At 67.8% G+C, this 18,194-nt stretch carries 17 protein-coding genes; 9 read left to right on the forward strand and 8 right to left on the reverse strand.

Annotation, left to right across the window (positions count from 1 at the left end):
* Nucleotides 1-10 precede the first annotated feature (10 nt).
* The gene (locus MHZ35_RS05215; RefSeq protein ID WP_239434655.1) at nucleotides 11-1,267 is read right to left on the reverse strand and encodes a DUF418 domain-containing protein; all 1,257 of its coding nucleotides are present in this window, start codon (nucleotides 1,265-1,267) and stop codon (nucleotides 11-13) included.
* Nucleotides 1,268-1,717: 450 nt separating this feature from the next.
* Nucleotides 1,718-3,937 (reverse strand): phosphoribosylformylglycinamidine synthase subunit PurL, encoded by a 2,220-nt coding sequence (gene purL / locus MHZ35_RS05220; protein WP_239434656.1) that lies wholly within the window; start codon nucleotides 3,935-3,937, stop codon nucleotides 1,718-1,720.
* Nucleotides 3,938-4,091: 154 nt separating this feature from the next.
* Here purL and MHZ35_RS05225 point away from each other — a divergent pair, with 154 nt between their 5' ends.
* Nucleotides 4,092-4,517: a VOC family protein gene (locus MHZ35_RS05225; RefSeq protein ID WP_239434657.1), complete on the forward strand. Its 426-nt coding sequence runs from the start codon at nucleotides 4,092-4,094 to the stop codon at nucleotides 4,515-4,517.
* A gap of 15 nt (nucleotides 4,518-4,532) precedes the next feature.
* Here the strand turns inward: MHZ35_RS05225 and MHZ35_RS05230 are convergent, their stop codons facing one another.
* Both MHZ35_RS05230 and MHZ35_RS05235 read right to left on the reverse strand, forming a co-directional pair.
* On the reverse strand, nucleotides 4,533-4,937 hold the full coding sequence (locus MHZ35_RS05230) for a Dabb family protein (protein ID WP_239434658.1): 405 nt from the start codon (nucleotides 4,935-4,937) through the stop codon (nucleotides 4,533-4,535).
* 78 nt (nucleotides 4,938-5,015) lie between these two features.
* The gene (locus tag MHZ35_RS05235) at nucleotides 5,016-6,572 is read right to left on the reverse strand and encodes a DUF1570 domain-containing protein (protein ID WP_239434659.1); all 1,557 of its coding nucleotides are present in this window, start codon (nucleotides 6,570-6,572) and stop codon (nucleotides 5,016-5,018) included.
* A 136-nt stretch (nucleotides 6,573-6,708) separates the two neighbouring features.
* Between MHZ35_RS05235 and nadA the strand changes: the two genes are divergently transcribed.
* Together nadA and MHZ35_RS05245 are read left to right on the forward strand one after the other, a co-directional pair.
* Entirely contained in the window at nucleotides 6,709-7,719 is a 1,011-nt protein-coding gene (gene nadA, locus MHZ35_RS05240; protein ID WP_239434660.1) for a quinolinate synthase NadA, read from the forward strand.
* A 38-nt stretch (nucleotides 7,720-7,757) separates the two neighbouring features.
* Nucleotides 7,758-8,594, forward strand: a complete 837-nt coding sequence (locus MHZ35_RS05245) for a TIGR00266 family protein (RefSeq protein WP_239434661.1) — start codon at nucleotides 7,758-7,760, stop codon at nucleotides 8,592-8,594.
* 19 nt (nucleotides 8,595-8,613) lie between these two features.
* Here the strand turns inward: MHZ35_RS05245 and MHZ35_RS05250 are convergent, their stop codons facing one another.
* Both MHZ35_RS05250 and MHZ35_RS05255 read right to left on the reverse strand, forming a co-directional pair.
* A complete protein-coding gene (locus MHZ35_RS05250; RefSeq protein WP_239434662.1) occupies nucleotides 8,614-9,516 on the reverse strand; it encodes a transporter in 903 nt (300 codons plus the stop codon).
* Nucleotides 9,517-9,526: 10 nt separating this feature from the next.
* Nucleotides 9,527-11,638 (reverse strand): alkyl/aryl-sulfatase, encoded by a 2,112-nt coding sequence (locus tag MHZ35_RS05255; RefSeq protein ID WP_239434663.1) that lies wholly within the window; start codon nucleotides 11,636-11,638, stop codon nucleotides 9,527-9,529.
* 552 nt (nucleotides 11,639-12,190) lie between these two features.
* Between MHZ35_RS05255 and MHZ35_RS05260 the strand changes: the two genes are divergently transcribed.
* The 5 genes from MHZ35_RS05260 to MHZ35_RS05280 all read left to right on the forward strand — a co-directional run bounded on the left by MHZ35_RS05260 (nucleotide 12,191) and on the right by MHZ35_RS05280 (nucleotide 16,264).
* Complete coding sequence (locus MHZ35_RS05260; RefSeq protein WP_239434664.1) at nucleotides 12,191-13,000, forward strand: MlaA family lipoprotein; 810 nt, start codon at nucleotides 12,191-12,193, stop codon at nucleotides 12,998-13,000.
* A gap of 247 nt (nucleotides 13,001-13,247) precedes the next feature.
* The gene (locus MHZ35_RS05265) at nucleotides 13,248-14,954 is read left to right on the forward strand and encodes a DEAD/DEAH box helicase (protein ID WP_239434665.1); all 1,707 of its coding nucleotides are present in this window, start codon (nucleotides 13,248-13,250) and stop codon (nucleotides 14,952-14,954) included.
* Nucleotides 14,955-15,044: 90 nt separating this feature from the next.
* The gene (locus tag MHZ35_RS05270) at nucleotides 15,045-15,374 is read left to right on the forward strand and encodes a hypothetical protein (protein ID WP_239434666.1); all 330 of its coding nucleotides are present in this window, start codon (nucleotides 15,045-15,047) and stop codon (nucleotides 15,372-15,374) included.
* A gap of 66 nt (nucleotides 15,375-15,440) precedes the next feature.
* Nucleotides 15,441-15,863 (forward strand): lysozyme inhibitor LprI family protein, encoded by a 423-nt coding sequence (locus tag MHZ35_RS05275; RefSeq protein ID WP_239434667.1) that lies wholly within the window; start codon nucleotides 15,441-15,443, stop codon nucleotides 15,861-15,863.
* A gap of 8 nt (nucleotides 15,864-15,871) precedes the next feature.
* On the forward strand, nucleotides 15,872-16,264 hold the full coding sequence (locus MHZ35_RS05280) for a barstar family protein (protein WP_239434668.1): 393 nt from the start codon (nucleotides 15,872-15,874) through the stop codon (nucleotides 16,262-16,264).
* A gap of 10 nt (nucleotides 16,265-16,274) precedes the next feature.
* Here MHZ35_RS05280 and MHZ35_RS05285 read toward each other — a convergent pair whose 3' ends face one another.
* Nucleotides 16,275-16,673 carry a GFA family protein gene (locus MHZ35_RS05285; RefSeq protein WP_446741014.1) on the reverse strand — a complete coding sequence of 133 codons (399 nt, stop codon included), beginning with the start codon at nucleotides 16,671-16,673 and terminating at the stop codon, nucleotides 16,275-16,277.
* 222 nt (nucleotides 16,674-16,895) lie between these two features.
* Here MHZ35_RS05285 and MHZ35_RS05290 point away from each other — a divergent pair, with 222 nt between their 5' ends.
* On the forward strand, nucleotides 16,896-17,210 hold the full coding sequence (locus tag MHZ35_RS05290; protein WP_239434670.1) for a YdeI/OmpD-associated family protein: 315 nt from the start codon (nucleotides 16,896-16,898) through the stop codon (nucleotides 17,208-17,210).
* A 128-nt stretch (nucleotides 17,211-17,338) separates the two neighbouring features.
* Here the strand turns inward: MHZ35_RS05290 and MHZ35_RS05295 are convergent, their stop codons facing one another.
* Nucleotides 17,339-17,971 carry a L,D-transpeptidase family protein gene (locus MHZ35_RS05295; protein ID WP_239434671.1) on the reverse strand — a complete coding sequence of 211 codons (633 nt, stop codon included), beginning with the start codon at nucleotides 17,969-17,971 and terminating at the stop codon, nucleotides 17,339-17,341.
* Nucleotides 17,972-18,194 lie beyond the last annotated feature (223 nt).

Consider the following 18,194-nt stretch of genomic DNA (forward strand, 5'->3'; position numbering starts at 1 on the left):
GTCTGCGCCATCAACGGGGCAGAACGGACGTCCGCCGCATCGGCTGCAGTTCGAGTCGCGCCAGCGAACGCCACAGCCACTCGAACGGGCCATAGCGAAAGCGGGCGAGCCACGCCGGCGACCACAACAGCATCGCCGCCCACATCGCGAACACGATCGGATAGAGCGCCGCCCGCGACAGCGTCCCGTACCAGCCCAGGCCATAGCCGTAGAAGAGCGTGGTCATGACGATGCTGGTGGTCAGATAGTTGGTGAACGCCATCCGCCCGGCCGCAGCGAGCCGCTCGGTGAGCCCGCCGCCCGACCGCGCGAGCAGCAGGATCAGGCACGCCCAGCCCAGGATCATCAGCACGCGCAGCAGCGCGGCGAGGGGCATGGTTGCGGTCGCCACCGTCAGCAGATCGAAATCGCGCGAGACCAGCCACGCCGCGAGCAGCGCGTAGCCCGGGACGCCCACGCCGAAGCCCGCCAGCATCCACCGCGCATAGCGCGCCCGCGACCAGGCGCCCGTCAGCATCCCCGAACGCAGCCCTGCCATGCCCAGCAGCATATAGCCCAGCGTCTCGGCTCCCACGAACAGCGTGGTCGACAGCGAATGCGCCAGCTCTTCCCAGCGATGCGCGACCAGGCCGCTCCAGCTGCCGCGATGCAGCGCCAGCTCCTCCTGGATATGGGCAGGGCCGGGAACGCCCATGGTGTCGATAAAGGCGCGCAGCGACTTGGCGGCTTCGGCGGCCTTGGCGGGATCGGGGTCGTGGATGCCCGCCTGCATCGCCATCACGCCCAGCGGCATCATGGCATACAACAGCCACGCGACCCCGGCGAGCACCACCCCGCGGGTCACCAGCGCCCGAACGCTCGCGTTGCGGCACGTATAGGCGATCGCCCCGATCACCGCATATTGGTTCAGGATGTCGCCCCACCACAGCAGCAGCAGATGGGCGATGCCGAACACGAACAGCCAGGCCATGCGCTGGAAGTGCACTCGCGCCGGGCTCTCGCCCTTGGCCACGGCCCGGTCGATCACCAGCAGCATCGACGCGCCGAACAGGAAGCTGAACAGCCCGCGCATCTTGCCGTCGAACAGCACGAAGTTGACGAGATAGACCGCCAGGTCGATCCCCTGGTGCCCGCCATAGGCCTTGGGGTTCATGTACGCCGCGTCGGGCATCGCAAAGGCGACGATGTTCATCAGCAGGATGCCGAGCACCGCCACCCCGCGCACCGTATCCAGCGACCCGATCCGGTCCGCCTGCGTCGTCGCCATCGCTGTTTCCCCATTCGCCCCGACGCGGTTCTAGAACAGGAACGCGCCCGGCAGAAGTCGGCCCAGTCTCGAACCCGTCTTCTCCCGTACCTGGGCGAAGGCCGGACCCCGGTCGGGAAGGCGGATGAAAGGGGCAACCCGCTCGCGCTCTCTTCCGTGCTCCCGCGAGGGCGGGAGCCCAGGGTCCCGCACGCCAAGGCCCGTTGCCCGGCTAGACCTTTGACCCGCCTGCGCGAAACCGCTGCAAAGCACGGGCCGCCGTCCCTGGGCCACACCGTATTCCTGCGCAGGGAGGAATCCAGGGCCAGGCAGACCAACGCCTCGCGGTGCTTGGAACCCTGGGCTCCTGCCTTCGCAGGAGCACGGTCAGGCGCTTCGCAGAGGTCTCGCCTGTGCGGAGTGCGTGGGGTGGGCCGGGGCTGCCTCGATCGACAGCCCCTGGCAGTTCCGTCAGGCCAGGGCGGCGTCGCTGCCCATCAGATTGGGGAAGAAGCCCTCATGCGCCGTGCGCAGCGCATCGAGCGACACGACGAAGTCGCCGTCGGCCAGCTCGAAGATCAGCCGGCTGCCGATGGTGCGGCCGATCGGCTCCGCGTCGATCCCGGCCGCCTGCGCGCCCTTCAGGAAGTCGAGCAGCGCATGGTCGTGCACCGTCACCAGATACACGCCCTGGTCCTCGCCGAAGAAGGAGCAGGCGTGGTCGTACGGCTGCTTCTTGTCCAGGATCGCGCCGACATTGCCGGCCAGCGCCATCTCGGCCAGCGCGACCGCCAGCCCGCCGTCGGACACGTCATGCGCTGCCGTCACCACGCCCGCGGTGATCGCGGCGCGCAGATAGTCGCCGGTGCGCCGCTCCTGCTCCAGGTCCACCGGCGGCGGCGGGCCTTCCTCGCGGCCGTGGATCTCGCGCAGCCACAGCGACTGGCCGAGATGGCCGGAGCGATTGCCGAGCGCGATGATGATGTCGCCGGTCTGCTTGAAGGCGATGGTCATCGACTTCTCCCAGTCGGCCATCAGCCCCAGGCCGCCGATCGCCGGCGTCGGCAGGATGGCGGAGCCGCCGCCCGTCGCCTTCGACTCGTTGTAGAGCGACACGTTGCCGGACACGATCGGGAAGTCGAGCGCACGGCACGCCTCGCCCATGCCTTCCAGGCAGCCGACGATCTGGCCCATGATCTCGGGCCGCTGCGGGTTGGCGAAGTTCAGGCAGTTGGTGATCGCGAGCGGGGTCGCGCCTACCGCGGTCAGGTTGCGCCACGCCTCGGCCACCGCCTGCTTGCCGCCCTCGACCGGGTCGGCGAAGCAATAGCGCGGCGTGCAGTCGGTGGTGATCGCCAGCGCCTTCTTGGTGCCATGCACGCGCACCACCGCGGCGTCGCCGCCCGGGCGCTGCACGGTGTCGGCGCCGACCATGTGGTCATACTGCTCCCAGATCCACCGCCGGCTAGCGATGTCGGGGGAGCCCATCAGCTTGAGCAGGTCCGCCGCCGGGTCGCCGCAGGCCGGCACGTTCGTCAGCTCCGCCGGCTTGGGCGTCGGCACGTGCGGGCGGTCGTAGAGCGGCGCTTCGTCGGCAAGCGGGGCGAGCGGAATGTCGGCAACCGTGTCGCCCTTCCACTTCAGCACCATGCGGCCGGTGTCGGTCACGCGGCCGATGATCGCGAAGTCGAGTTCCCACTTGCGGAAGATCGCCTCGGCGAAGTCCTCGCGGCCGGGCTTCAAGACCATGAGCATGCGCTCCTGGCTCTCCGACAGCATCATTTCATAGGGCGTCATGCCCTCTTCGCGCTGGGGAACATCGTCCATCACCAGCTCGATGCCGACGCCGCCCTTGGACGCCATCTCGACCGAGGAGGAGGTGAGGCCGGCAGCACCCATGTCCTGGATCGCAACGATCGCGTCGGATGCCATCAGCTCCAGGCACGCCTCGATCAGCAGCTTTTCGGTAAAGGGATCGCCGACCTGGACGGTGGGGCGCTTCTCCTCCGAATCCTCGCCGAAGTCGGCTGACGCCATGGTCGCGCCGTGGATGCCGTCGCGGCCGGTCTTCGACCCCACATAGACGATCGGATTGCCCACGCCCGAGGCGGCCGAGTAAAAGATCTTGTCCTGATCGGCGACGCCCACGGTCATCGCGTTGACCAGAATGTTGCCGTCATAGGCCGGATGGAAGTTCACCTCGCCGCCCACGGTCGGCACGCCAACGCAATTGCCATAGCCGCCGATGCCGTGGACCACGCCCGCGATCAGGTGGCGCATCTTGGGATGGTCGGGCCGACCGAAGCGCAGCGCGTTCAGGTTCGCGACCGGCCGCGCGCCCATGGTGAACACGTCGCGCAGGATGCCGCCGACGCCCGTCGCCGCACCCTGGTAGGGCTCGATGTAGGACGGGTGGTTGTGCGACTCCATCTTGAAGATCGCCGCCTGCCCGTCGCCGATGTCGACCACGCCCGCATTCTCGCCCGGACCGCAGATCACCTGCGGGCCTTCGGTCGGCAGCTTCTTGAGGTGAATGCGGCTCGACTTGTACGAGCAGTGCTCGGACCACATCACCGAGAAGATGCCCAGCTCCGTCAGATTGGGCTCGCGCCCCATCGCGTGCAGGACGCGCTCATATTCCTCGGGGGAAAGGCCGTGCTCGGCGACGATCTCGGGCGTGATCTGGGTCATGCGCGAGCCCTTAGCGACACCTGCGCAAAGGGGCTAGAGGGCAGGCGCGCAGACCCGCGGCCGGGTGCGGGATTTTCGCCCCTGCCGGACAGGCTCTTGCCAGGACCGGCGCCCGGCTCGACCATGGCGAGGAAAGCGATGGAGGAGCGCGCACGTGCAGCAGCAGATTTCGGTCATCACGCTCGGCGTCGCGGACCTGCACCGATCCCGGCGCTTCTACATGCATGGCTTCGGCTGGACGCCCGTGTTCGAGAATGCGGAGATCGTCTTCTACCAGATGAACGGGCTGGTCCTCGGCACCTTCGATCGCGCGGCGTTGGAACGCGACATGAACCGGTTCGGCTCCGGGGCGGGCGGCGGCGCCTTCTCGCTGGCGCATGACGTGCCGGCCCAGACGGACGTCGAACCCGTCATGGAGCAACTGGTCGCGGCGGGCGGGTGCATCCTCCGCCCGGCGGATGCCCCGCCGCACGGCGGCTATCGCGGCTATGTCGCCGATCCGGACGGGCACGCCTGGGAAATCGCGTGGAACCCGGCCTGGGTCATCGACGAGAACGGTTTCGTCACCTTCGCGGCCTGAACCCGCGGCGGCGCCTCAGACGTCGATGCTGTCGTAGACAACGACCCGTGCCCACAGGTCGCCGCACGTCTCCACGAAGCGCTTGTGGATCGGATGGTCCTGGTACCGCGCCTGGTCGGCCACCGTGTCGAACACCATCAGCTCGGACACATGGTAGCTGCTGTCCACCACCGAACGCTGCTCGGTGGGGGCGGGGACGCCGACCCGCAGCTCCCGAATCTCGGGGATCGCGCGCAGCGTCTTGAGACCGGCGATCAGCTTCTCCCGGTCGCCCGCGCGCCCCGGCTCCTTCAGCCAGAAGAAGACGTGATGCACCATCTGACCCTGCCGGGGCGCCGACGCGGCCGCGGCGCGCGATCCGAGCACCGGCAGCCCCAGTGCCGCAGCCAGCCCCATCCATCCTCGACGGTTCACGATCATGCCTGTCTCCATCCTTGCCGCGCCTGCGATCGGGTTCGCAGGCGGTGTTTGCTCGTGGCGGTCGTGCCAGTCGGCGCTTCAGTCGGCACCGCCGCCTTCCGCACCTTCCGCCTCCATCGCTGCCACCACCTCCTTGCCGGACTTCTTCGCGTCCAGCAGCGCCAGCAGCCGCGCTGCGCCGTTGTCCGGGGCGGCGTGCGCCGAATAGGCGAGGGGGCGCAGCGCCCGCTTGGCGTCGTCCACCCGCTCGTCGATCAGCGACTGGTGCGCATAGGCGAAGCGCACCGCGTCGTCCTGCGGCACCAGTTCATGCGCGCGGGCGAGCGCCTGCTTGGCGTTGGCGGTGGGCACTGCGCCCGCCATGCCGAAGCTCGAATAGAAGAGCAGCAGCGTGTAAGCGTCGTTGGGGTCGATCCTGTTCGCCTTCAACAGCCAGCTGCGCGCCTCCTTCCACACCGCCGGGTCGGTCGTCTGCGCCTCGCGCGCCCGGTTGAGGAGGACCTGTGCCTTGTAGACCAGCGCCTGGGAGGAGTTCGGGTCGATCGCCAGCGCGCGGTCGGCCGCCGCTTCGGCCAGGTCATAGCGGCGCGCGTCCAAGGCCATCTCGGCAAGCCAGCCCTGCACGACCGCGTCGTCCGGATAGCGTGCGCCAATCGGGATCGCGTCCTTCAGGATCGGTTGCGCGGTCTTGGTATTGACCCCGCGGTCGGACCGCATGCGCAGGCCGATCATCGCCTTCTCGCCGGGGCTGAGCGGCCGCACCTGCACCACCGGCTTCGGCAGCTTGTCCAGCCCGAACCGCAGCGCGGGGAAGGTCCGCCCCTTCAGCCGCGCATTCAGCTCCTTGTCGAGCTGCTTCAGGTCGCCGAACGCCTCGCGCGCAGCCTCGACGCTCGGCTTCCCCTGGTTCACCGCCGCCAGATACTTGGCGAACTGCGCCCGCCGCTCGGGCGGCGCCGCGATGGTGAGATAGTGGGTGAGCAGCCAGCCGCGCGCGTACAGTCCGTCCATCTGATCCCTGCGGATCGTGCTCATGTTGACGGACAGAAGCTCGGAGGCGGGGAGCGGATCGCCGTACAGCAGCGAATAGGCGCGGTGCTGCGCGGGCTTGCCGATCCAGGCCGTCTCCTTGTCGAACGACACCGTCGACAGGAACTCTGCATAGCCCTCGGAGAACCAGGCCGGATAGGCGGCGGCGAAATTGCCCAGCAGCAGGTGATGGGCATATTCGTGGAACAGCACGATCCGCGCCTGCTCGCGATCCGATCCCTCGCCGCCCAGCCCGCGCTGCGGGGTGAAGGCGACCGAGCCGCTCGCCCGACCGTCGTAGAAGCCGGCGATGTTGGCGCTGTTCGAACCGTACAGGCGCCGCACCGCGCTGTCGTTCGGCACGACATAGAGCGTCACCTTGTTGGACTCGTCCTCCGGCCGCGCCGCCACGTTCTGGAAGTAGCGGAACACGCCGTCGAACAGCTCCAGCTCCTCGGCCCGCTCCTTGACCGTCTCCGCGTTACCCTCGGCAAAGACGATGAAGTGCTTGGAGGTCGCCTGGTACCACTCTGCCCTGGCCGGCACCGCCGCCGTCGTCAGCGCCAGCCCCAGGATCATCGACGCAAGCCGTATCGACCGACGCATTCGTCCTCTCCCCCCTTGTCCCTGATGCGCAGCCTATCGAGCGCGATGGCGCGTGTCAGCCATCTTGCCGCACCGGGCGCAAATGGCCATGTGGGCGCTTTGTGGCCCGCTCCATGGGCACGCGGGGGAAGTTGGAATGGACGCACGCAACGGCATCGGCGGCAACTTGGCCGGCGTCGACCTGCTGGGAGAGATCGACCGGCTGCGCAAGGAGCGCAACGCCGTCATCCTCGCGCACTATTACCAGAAGCCGGAGATCCAGGACCTCGCCGATTTCGTCGGCGACAGCCTCGACCTGTCGCGCAAGGCCGCGGCCACCGATGCCGAGGTGATCGCCTTCTGCGGCGTGCGCTTCATGGCGGAGACCGCCAAGATCCTGAGCCCCGAAAAGATCGTGGTGCTCCCCGACATGGCCGCCGGCTGCAGCCTGGAGGACAGCTGCCCGCCCGAGCAGTTCGCCGCCTTCCGCGCGCAGCACCCGGATCACATCGCGCTCACCTACATCAACTGCTCGACGGAGGTGAAGGCGCTCAGCGACATCATCGTCACCTCGTCCTCGGCGGAAAAAATCCTCAGCCAGATCCCGCCCAGCCAGAAGATCCTCTTCGGCCCGGACCGAAATCTGGGCGGCTATCTCGCGCGCAAGACCGGGCGCGACATGCTGCTGTGGCCGGGCGTGTGCATCGTGCACGAGGCGTTCTCGGAAACCGAACTGATGAAGCTCAAGGCCGAGCACCCCGGCGCGCCGGTTGCGGCCCACCCGGAATGCCCTGCGGTGATCCTCGACCACGCCGACTATGTCGGCTCGACCCGCGGCATCCTTGAATATGCCCAGACCGTGCCCGGCGACACGCTGATCGTCGCGACCGAGCCGCACATCATCCACCAGATGGAAAAGGCAATGCCGGAGAAGCGCTTCATCGGCGCGCCGGGTGCCGACGGCAACTGCAACTGCAACATCTGCCCGTACATGGCGCTCAACACGATCGAGAAGCTCTACCTGGCGCTGCGCGACCTGGAGCCGCGCATCGAGATCGAGGAAAGCCTGCGCCTGAAGGCCAAGGTCTCGCTCGACCGCATGCTCGGCATGGCGAGCGGCACCGTCGGCATGGGCGACCTCGGCCCCGTCCGCGTCACCGGAGACTGACGGCCCAAGCCTGACCCCACCCGCGAGAGGAAGTTCCCATGCCGCATCCGAGCCCCTGGCAGCACCATCGTAGCAGCAGCATCGCCGACGACATCGACTTCGAGATCAAGGGCCAGGAGCTCCAGTTCCTGGAGATCGAGCTCGATCCCGGCGAAAGCGCGGTGGCGGAGGCGGGGGCGCTGGTGTGGAAGGATGCCGCGGTCGACATGACCACGGTGTTCGGCGACGGCAGCGGCGGGCAGGGTGCCGGCTTCATGGGCAAGCTGCTCGGCGCCGGCCGCCGGCTGGTGACGGGCGAGAGCCTGTTCACCACCGTCTTCACCCATCAGGGCCATGGCAAGGCGCGGGTCGCCTTTGCCTCGCCGACGCCCGGCGCGATCCTGCCGATCCGCCTGGGCGATCTCGGCGGCCGGCTGATCTGCCAGAAGGACAGCTTCCTCGCCGCGGCCAAGGGCGTGTCGATCGGGGTCCACTTCCAGAAGCGCGTGCTCACCGGCCTGTTCGGCGGCGAGGGCTTCATCATGCAGAAGCTGGAGGGTGACGGCTGGGTCTTCGTCCAGATGGGCGGCACCGTCGTCGAACGCACGCTCAGCGCCGGCGAGGAACTCCACGTCGACACCGGCTGCCTGGCGGCGATGACCGACACGGTGGACTTCGACCTGGTGACGGCCGGCGGCGTGAAGAGCGTGCTGTTCGGCGGCGAGGGCCTGTTCTTCGCCCGCCTGCGCGGCCCCGGCAAGGTCTGGATCCAGTCGCTGCCCTTCTCGCGCCTGGCAGGCCGGATGCTGGCGGCCGCCGGCAGCCGGGGCGGCCAGAACCGCGGCGAAGGCTCGATCCTCGGCGGCCTCGGCGACTTCGTCGGCGGCAACAACTAGGGCAAGCGCGCGCGTCTGGTCAGAACGCTCTGTTCAGGTTCACCGAGAAGGTGGTGGCGGAGGGCGTATAGTCCTTCTTCGCCACGGAGCGGGTAAAGGCGAGGTTGATCGCCGTCGCCCGGTCCAGACTGACGCTGCCGCTGGCCCCGAGCCTCAGCGTTTGTTGCCGGTTGTCCTGCCCGACGCCGTCAACCTTGGTGGTCCCGCCATGGGCATAGACTGCGTCCAGCGACAGCCAGGCCCGGTCGCTCACGTCGTGGCTGAGGTGCCCGTCGATGCCGAACAGGGCTTTTTGCTGCAGCCTGCCGTCGCCCCGATATTCGTCGTTCGCCCCAAACAACTGGACGTTGCCGTTCACGGCAAGGAGCGTGCGCGGGCCGAAGTATTTTCCGTACGAAAGCTGGGGCTTCACCATCCACCGGTTCTTGCCGATGTTGAGGAGACTTTCCGCGTCATAGGCTCCGGTCGGCGCCGTCACGCCGATCGACCCGGTGAGATAGGCGTTCGGCTGCCACGTGGCGAACTCGCGGCGGGTCAGGGCAGGCGCGCCCGCGATGTTCATGACGAAGACGGCGTTCACGTCGCCCAGGCCCTCGCTGTAGGTCTGGAGGTTCGTCCCATCCAGACGTGCCGTCACGAAGCCATAGGGGACGATCAGTTGAACACCCGCGGCCTGGCCCGCGATGCCGAAGGACCGCGCATAGCGTGCGATCGGCACATGCGCGTCCACCGATACGCCCTCGATCGGCAGCGACGGATCGACCGAAGCCTCGGTGTTCGAATAGGTATAGTAGAGGAACAGGATGTTCGTATCGACGGGGACATTCTCCCAGTCCCGGGCGCCCTGGGCGAAGGCGGATGGGGACGCCAGGATCAGCCCGCCGGCCAGGGCGGTCGCGAACGCGGCATGGTGCTTGCTCATGGGCGCGACCTCACGGCGTCACGATGTTGAAGAAGATCGGGAAGGTGTCGAGGTTGGAGAACAGCCGGGTGACGGCGCTGCGATCTCCCGAAATCTTGATTGAACCGTCGCTGATCGCTCGGTCGAAACTGGTCTGGCCCAGCGTGATCGCATCCAGCGTCTTGCGCGACAGGGAGAGGGTTGCCGTCGCGTCCGAAGATGCGTCGGCCTTGCGATGGGTGAGCGCGCCACCACGCACCGTCACGACATGGGTTTCCGCCGGGTCGGAGAACACCCAGTTGAGCTTGAGGTCCCCGCTCGCAGCAGCCTTCGGACCGTTCAACCGGATGCCCAGATAGTCGAAGTACATGGTGAGCGGCATCGCCTTGATCGTATCCGGGGATGCCGTGCCCCCGGCGCCCTTGGGTACGCCGTTGCGCAGCTCATAGGCGCCCATCAGCATCGCGTTGCGCCACGTTCCGTTCTCGGACTGGAAGCCCATCTGGTCGAGCGTCTCGGCCAGAAGCGCCTTGCCCGCCGCCGATTGCGGGTTCGCGAACACGACGTGCTTCATGAGTTCGGCGACCCAGCGATAGTCGCCCTGGGCAAAGGACTTGCGGCCTAGCGCGATCACCTTGTCCTCGCCGCCCATCGAGGCGACGTATTTCCTCGCGGCTTCGACGGGAGGCAGGGGATTCAGGTTCGCCGGGTTCCCGTCGTAGAAGCCCATGTAGCGCTGATACACCGCGCGCACATTGTGGCTCATCGAGCCGTAATAGTCCCGGTTATACCACTTCTTGCCGAGCGCCGGCGGAAGGGTCTTCAGTTCCTCGGCGATCTCCATCGGCGTGTAGCCGAGGTTGATGAGCCGCAGCGTCTGATCGTTGATGTACCGGTACATGTCCCGCTGGTCGGCAAGCATGGCCGAAATCCGCGCGGTGCCCCAGGTCGGCCAGTGGTGCTGCGCGAACAATACCTCGGTGGTGGCGCCATAGCGGGCGATCGTGTCGTCGAGGTAGGAGGACCAGACGCTGGGGTCGCGCACCTGCGCGCCGCGGATGGTCAGCACGTTGTGCAGGGTGTGCGTCGCGTTCTCGGCGGCGCCGAGCGCGCGATAGGCGGGAATGTACATGTTCATTTCCGCCGGCGCTTCGGTTCCCGGCGTCAGCTGGAACTCGATCAGCAGCCCGTCGATGGTGACCTGTTCGACTGCTTTCCCGCCGGTGCCGATGCTGTCGGTCGGCGCGATCAGGCCCACGGTGCCGCGGGAGGTGGTCTTGCCCAGGCCGGCGCCGACCTGTCCGGTCGGGCTCTTCGGAAGCAGGGCGCCGTACATATATTGTGCCCGGCGGCTCATCGCGGTGCCGGCGTAGACGTTTTCCGAAACGGCGTGCTCCAGAAAGCCGTCAGGCGCGTAGATCTTCACCTTTCCGGCGAGAACATCCGCTTCGCTGACCACGCCTTTCACGCCGCCATAATGATCTACGTGAGAGTGCGAGTAGATCACGGCGACGACGGGTCGGTTGCCGAAATGCTTCCGATAGAGCGCCATTGCGGCCGCCGCTGTCTCGGAAGAAATCAGCGGATCGACGATGATGAGGCCCGACTTGCCCTCGATGATCGTCATGTTGGAGAGGTCGAGCCCCCGAACCTGGTAGATATGTTCGGAAACCTTGAACAATCCGGCAATGTTGTTCAGCCGTTCCTGGCGCCACAAACTCGGATTGACGGTCGCCGGTGCTTGCGCGTTGTTCTCGAACGCATAGGACTTCATGTCCCACACGACCTTGCCTTCCGCATCGCGGATGACATCGCTGAACGCTTCAACAAGCCCCTTTCTCGCGTCCTCGAAATCGGAGGTGTCGGAAAAATCGAGGGTTTTTAGAAATCGCTCCTGCGACGCCGTCGTGGTCGTGGTCACACCCTGTTGCTCCTGTGCCTGGGAGAGCGCGGGGCACAAAAAGAGAAACGGCGCCGAAAGGCCGCAAGCCAGCGATCTCATGAAACAACACCCCTGTTGATCAATACGACTACAAGTATAGGGTAGATTTGTTCCGCTGCATTTTGATGTCATCAGCGTTATTGTGGCTGAAGTTGCGGCACCGTGCTTTCTCGGCACTGGGCGCGCCAGCCGTCGTACCAAGTTGTCGGCTCCGAACCAGCCGCGTGCGGGCTTCCTATCGGCCGCTGTCAGGCGTGGTAGGCGGGCAGGGTTGGGGCACCGTCGCTTCGCCGCGCGATCCTCGGCGCCCTCGGCGACTTCGTCGGCGGCAACAACCAGGCAGGCCCGGGGACGCCACGGCCCGCTCTTTCGCCGATACTCAGGCGGTACGCGCTTCCTGCGCCGATTATCCCTATGCCGTTTGGCTTCGAAAGCGCATGTTACCGGTTGCAGTGCTTCAGATTCGGGTGAAGCCAGTCGACAGGATGATGAGCGTACATGTTGACGGTATCCGGTGCGCTACTGCTCGCGGTCATCCCCCTGGGCTCAGTGCCGGCGGCGGATTTCCCGACCGCGGCGAGCGCTGCCTCGGCAACCCTGGCTTCGCCCTCCGTCCTGCTTGTCGATCCGGCACTCCTTCCGGCGCAGCCGCTTCAGTCCAGCACGGCGGCTCCGCCGGCGGTCGTTCCGGTTCAAGTCTCGCCGGATTCGCCGGGTACGGTGCCCCCGTTGGACTCGGCTACGCCCCTTCAGGTGCCGTCTGCCGAAGAGGCGGCGCACGGTGACATCGTCATCACGGGGCGCCGGGAGCCGGCAGGAGACCCGCTGCGCGCGGTGAATGCCGAGTCTTTTGCCGTCACGCAGAAGGTCGACGACACCGTCATCGGACCTGTCGCAAGAACCTACAAGAAGACTGTGCCCAGCCCGATCCGCAAGGGGATCCACAACTTCCTGTACAACATCCGTGAACCGATCGTGTTCTTGAACTTCTTGCTTCAGCTCAAGCCTGGGAAGGCAGCGGAGACGGTCGGCCGCTTCGTGATCAATACCACCGTCGGCGCTGCCGGGTTCGTGGACATGGCCAAGCGGAAGCCGTTCCATCTGCCGCGGCGGTCGAACGGGTTTGCAAACACGCTGGGTTTTTATGGCGTAAAGAACGGGCCGTTCCTGTTCCTGCCCCTGGTCGGCCCCACGACCGTCCGGGACCTGCTGGGAGGCGCCGTCGATCGGCTGGTCCTGCCGGTCGGCGTCGGCAGCCCGTTCACGAGCCTGAGCTATTCGGTGCCCGCCGGAGTCCTGGGCGCGCTCGATCATCGTTCCGAATTCGATCAGACGCTCAAGGACCTGCACGACAACTCGCCCGATCCCTATGCCGCAACCCGGGCATTCTATCTGAACCGGCGGCAGGCCGAGATCGACCAGTTGCGCGGGCGCGTCGAGGGCGATCCGGCCGGCATGTCGGGGCCGCCGCCGAGCGTGAACCCGTTCGTCCCCGAGTATCTGGAGCCGAAGCCAACCCCAGACCCGCAGCCCGAATCCTCGGAGCCGGTCGAGGGAAACTGAGCCCGGCAGGTTGCGTGTTCCGGTCCCACCAGCGCGCGCCGCACACGGCTTGCCTGGCGAGAATGCCTATCTCGGCGGTCTGATGAGGACGGAACGAACGGGCGGAGTCCGAAGCGCGATCGGCCTTGTGCGCTAGTGTCGCATCCGCCCCAAGCCGCGCCCTGGGGCGTCGCCGGCCTCCCGCGCCGGGACTCTCCGGTACCGTAAGCCCTTGTGCCACGGCTCGGAAAGGGCCATTTGCGCCCCCATGCCCTTTGGTAAAGTTCCCGAACCGCTCGCCGCGGCGCTTGTTGCGCGTGGCTATGAAGCGCCCACGGCCGTCCAGGCCGCCGTCGTCCAGCCCGAAGCCGAAGGGCGCGACCTCATCGTCTCCGCCCAGACCGGCTCCGGCAAGACCGTCGCCTTTGGCCTCGCCATGGCTCCGCAGCTGCTGGGGGAGGACGGCGAGATCGGCCCCGCCGGCGCCCCGCTCGCCATCGCCATCGCCCCGACCCGCGAGCTCGCGCTCCAGGTCGCCCGCGAGCTCGGCTGGCTCTATGGCCAGACCGGCGCCCGCATCGCCACCTGCGTCGGCGGCATGGATCCCTCGCGCGAGCGTCGCAGCCTCAGCCACGGCGCGCACATCGTCGTCGGCACGCCGGGCCGCCTGCGCGACCATCTCGAACGCGGCGCGCTCGACCTGTCGGCGATCCGAGTCGCAGTGCTCGACGAGGCCGACGAGATGCTCGACATGGGCTTCCGCGAGGACCTGGAGCAGATCCTCGACGCGACCGCCGACGGCCGCCGCACGCTGCTGTTCTCCGCGACCATGCCGCGCCCGATCGTCGCACTCGCCAAGCGCTACCAGCGCGACGCGCTGCGCATCGAGACGCTGTCGGCCGATCGCGGCCATGGCGACATCGCGTACCAGTGCGTGACGGTCGCCCCGTCCGACATCGAGCACGCGGTGGTGAACCTGCTGCGCTTCCACGAGCCGGACACCGCCTTCCTGTTCTGCGCCACCCGTGAAGCGGTCCGCCGCCTGCACGCGAGCCTAGTCGAGCGCGGCTTCGACGCCGTGGCGCTTTCGGGCGAGCACAGCCAGAACGAGCGCAACCACGCGCTCCAGGCGCTGCGCGATCGCCGCGCCCGCGTCTGCGTCGCCACCGACGTCGCCGCACGCGGCATCGATCTGCCCTCGCTCAGCCTGGTGATCCACGTCGAGTTGCCGCGCGATGCTGAGGCGCTTCAGCACCGCTCCGGCCGCACCGGCCGCGCCGGCAAGAAGGGCATTGCCGCGCTGGTCGTGCCCTATCAGCGCCGCCGCCGCGTCGAGATGATGCTGCGCGGTGCCAAGATCAACGCCGAGTGGGTCGAGGTGCCGAGCGCCGACGCGATCCGCGAGGCCGATCGCGAGCGCCTGCTCGCCAAGCTCAGCGACACGGTGGAGCTGGACGAGGAGGATCGCGCACTGGGCGCCCGCCTGCTCGAAGGCCGCGAGCCCGCCGACATCGCCGCCATGCTGGTGCGCGCCTATCGCGCCAAGCTGCCGGCGGCCGAGGACCTCGTGGGCGGCAACGACCGTGGCGAGCGTGGCCCCCGCGACGACGGCCCGCGTGCCGGCTTCGAGGACAGCGTCTGGTTCCGCATGAACATCGGTCGCCGCCAGAACGCCGATCCGCGCTGGCTGCTGCCGCTGCTCTGCCGTCGCGGTCACATCACCAAGGGTGAGGTCGGCGCGATCCATATCGCCGCGGACGAAACTGCCTTCCAGATCCCGCGCGCCGTCGCCAGCCGCTTCGTGGCCGCGATCAAGCGCACCGCGGGTGAGGGCGACGACGACCTGCGCGTGCTGCCGATGGATGGCCCGCCGCCCCCGGGCAGCACCGGCGGTCCGCGTCCGCCCCGCGGTGGCCCGAACCAGCCGCGCCACCACGCCCGCCCGTTCCGCCCACGCGGCGGCCCGCGCGGCTAACCGAAAAGGGGGCTCCGGCCCCCTTTTTTGTGCCCGCCGCGCCCCCGCGGGCGCGTTGCTCGAGTGCCAAAGTTCCGGCATCCTTCGCCGATGCAGCCGGCCCTTCCTTCTACGATCATCGCGGCCTTTGCACTCGCCCTGGCCGGATACGCGACGGGCAGGGCGGCGCCCGCGCCGTTCGACATCGTGGTTCGAGGGCCAGCCGCCAGCTGCACCATCGAAGTCGGCGGGCGCACGATCACCCCTCAGGAACTGCTCGCCACCGCCCGTCCCGAAGCGAAGCCCGGACGCAGCGCCCGCATCCTGCTGAACACGAACGACGTCCCGTATCGCTGCATCGGCGGCGCGATCTACAGCTTGCAATCCGCCGGCTTCGAGGAGGTCACCGTCCTCGATCCGCAACGCCGCCCGCTGATGTAGCGCAACGCCGATCCCGTCTTCTGGTCGGCCCGGCACAGCTGCAACCGGCAATTCCAAGGACTCCCCATGCCCCTGTTCGCGCTCGCCATGTTCCTCCAGTCGGCCCAGCCCGCGTCCTGCCCCGGCGCCGACACGCCCTCGGTCGACGCCTGCGCCTCCGCCGAACTCGCCGCGGCCGATGCCGAGTTGAACCGCTATTACCAGGCCGCGATGCGCCGGCTGCGCAGCGAGGGGGAGGCGCAGACCGCCAAGGAACTGGTCGACGCCCAGCGTGCCTGGATCCGCTACCGCGACGCCGAATGCGCGAGCGTGTACCAGAACTGGATCGGCGGCACGATCCGCACCCACATGGCCATCACCTGCCGCACCCGCCTCACGAAGCTGCGCACCCATGTGATCTGGAGCCACTGGCTCACCTACATGGACAGCACCCCGCCGATCCTCCCGCGCCCGGACCTCGCCTCCGTGCTGCAGGACAAGGCGCGATAGGCGCGCTTGTGCCCAAGACCCTCACGCTCGAAGGCGCCCGCATCCGCGACATCGCCTCCTTCTACGCAGAGGTGAACCGCGTCTTCATGGCCGGGGAGGACTGGACGCTGGGCGAAAGCCTCGACGCCTTCGACGACCTGCTGCACGGCGGCTATGGCGCGATCGCGGGCCGCGAACCCGTGCGCCTCGTCTGGAAGGACCTGGAGGCGAGCCGATCGGCCCTCGGCGCAGAGGCCACCGCAGCCCATCTGCGCGCAAAGCTCCAGCGGCCGGACCGCTTCGACGTGACCCGGATCCGCCGCCAGCTCGATGCGGTCGAGCGCGGCGAGGGGCCGACCTACTTCGACACCATCCTCCACATCCTCGCCGACCATCCCAATATCGAACTGGTCGCCGCCTAGCCGCGCCGCGCTAGGCGAAGTGCTCCATCCCGTCCGCGGACACGGTGACCCAGCCGTGCTTGCGGTCTTCCCACACCGAATAGTGCGGGGCCGGAAAGCCGGGATCGGCGAAGGCGCCCACTGCAACTGCCGTCAGCCCCGGCATGCCCTCGCTCGCATAGACCAGAGTCGCACCACAAATGGGGCAGAACCGAAAGCGCGCCACCGCGCCGCTGTCACCCTGCTGGCTCCAGGTCCGGAACTCGCCGGCGAGCGCGACCTGCGCGTCCGGCCAGCGCGCCTGCACGGCAAAGGCGCTGCCGCTGCGCTTCTGGCACTCCAGGCAATGGCACACCGACACCCGCACCGGCTCGCCCGTGCAGGTCGCCCGCAATTGTCCGCACCGGCAGCTTGCAACCCGAACCCGCATCCCGCCCTCCCAGGAAAAGGGGCGTCTCCGCACCGAGGAGGAGCGGCCGCCCGTTCTCGCCTGCGAGGCTACGCCGTTCGCGCGCCCCTCGCCAGCATCGCCGTTCAAGGAAGCCGGTCGTTTCCGCCCAGAGCATTGCGGTTCTGATTGCGCGCGCGACGATGCATGCGAATATGCGCCGGCCCGGCACAGTGCGGCCGCCTTCGAAAGTCTGGAGATCCCATGGCTGACTCGTTTCCGCACGGCACGGTCCACGACGCGCCCGAGGATCTTCAGGCCGCGGTGCAGGCAAGCGCCGACCTGCCGTCGCGCTGGCAGGAGCTGACGCCCCTTGGTCGCAACGAGTTCATCTGCTGGGTCACGGACGCGAAGCAGGCAGCGACGCGTCAACGCCGCCTAGAGCGAATGTGCGAGGAGCTGCTGGCCGGCAAGAAGCGGCCCTGCTGCTGGGCAGGGTGCACGCACCGGACCGACAAGGCACCAGGGCGGTGGCAGCAGGCGGTCCTGATCGAGGGGCGCCGCAAACGCGGCGGTTAGCCGATCGGTGCGCAGGCCCACGCCGCTGGTGAGATCCGCCGGCCCGCGGCCCGACCCGTCCCGTGCTCAGACCCGGCCGCTCCTTCAACGGCAGGGGTCAAGCGCCGGATGCGTCCGCCAGCCCCGGCTCAGGGCGCCGTCGCGGTACGGATGCCGCGGCCGGGCACCACGTCCTGCGACGCCGTCACCGTGCCCGACATGGACGATTCGAAGTTCTCGGCGGGCAGCGGCGGCGCGGAAAGCGGGTCGTAGGGGTCGTTGTTGATCGAAACCAGCGCGCCCATCTCGGTCGCCGCGAACAGCTTCTTCGCAAAGGCCGACGGCAGCCGGACGCAGCCGTGCGAGGCCGGGCGGCCCGGGATGTTGCCCGCGTGCAGCGCGATCCCGTCCCAAGTCAGCCGCTGCATGAACGGCATGGGTGCGTCGTCGTACAGGTTGGATTTGTGCATCACCTTCTTCTGAAGGATCTCGAACTCGCCGGTGGGCGTTTCATGACCGGGCTTGCCCGTGGAAACGGTGGACACGCCGATCAGGGTGCTGCCGCGGAAGACATAGGCCCGCTGCAACGGGATGCTCACGGTCACCGTCACCGGTTCCGAAGCATCGCCGCTGTCCTTCCAAACAAACTGGCCCGGCTTCAGCGCCTGACTGGACGCAATGTCGAATTGCGCGATGGCTTCCTGCGCAAAAGCGGGCGCCGCCGGCAGGCAAAGAGCGAGCGCCCCGGCCGCCAGCCAGGCGCGACAATTGCGAATGTTCATTACGCACCTCAACATCATCATCATGCGGGTGGGGGGAAGTGCGACCCATCCGCTTCACATCTTTCTAAACGTAGGTAAGTCTATTTTGTGCCATTGACAGGCGAGAAAGAATCTGCCGCCCCCGCAACGAAACCTTCCTCAACCCGCCAGTCCTGCTATCCTGCGATGAGCCGCGGCAGGGCTGCGGCAGGGCGCGTGCGCGAGTAGGAACTGTTTGGATTTC

The organism is Sphingomonas sp. ACRSK, assembly GCF_022346685.1.
Classification (GTDB): Bacteria; Pseudomonadota; Alphaproteobacteria; order Sphingomonadales; family Sphingomonadaceae; genus Sphingomonas; species Sphingomonas molluscorum.